This window comes from Psychroserpens mesophilus (assembly GCF_050617655.1).
In the GTDB taxonomy this organism is placed as follows: Bacteria; Bacteroidota; Bacteroidia; order Flavobacteriales; family Flavobacteriaceae; genus Psychroserpens; species Psychroserpens mesophilus_A.
This window is the reverse complement of the sequence record NZ_JBODQC010000402.1, coordinates 1-246: the sequence shown is the minus strand read 5'-3', so window position 1 is coordinate 246 and position 246 is coordinate 1. Positions and strand designations below refer to the sequence as shown.

Sequence of the window (246 nt, the reverse complement as noted above, 5' to 3'; positions counted from 1 at the left end):
GTGATGCCGACGGTGTCGCATTCCTGGAAGGCGTCCTCGCCAATGGCCGCAGTGGGCACCTGCCCGCTGATGATGACCATGGGGATGGAGTCCATGTAGGCGGTGGCGATGCCGGTGCCGGCATTGGCCACGCCCGGCCCGCTGGCCACGATGCAGACGCCGACCTTCTGCGACGAGCGCGAGTAGGCATCGGCCGCGTGCACGGCGGCTTGCTCGTGACGAACCAGGATATGCTGGAATTTGTCC

The 246-nt window shown here is 66.3% G+C and carries 1 protein-coding gene; it reads right to left on the bottom strand.

All coding sequences use genetic code 11. The features are described from left to right. A partial coding sequence (locus tag ACRHNM_RS17775) for a thiamine pyrophosphate-binding protein (protein ID WP_431137970.1) occupies positions 1-246 on the bottom strand: 246 nt, incomplete at both ends.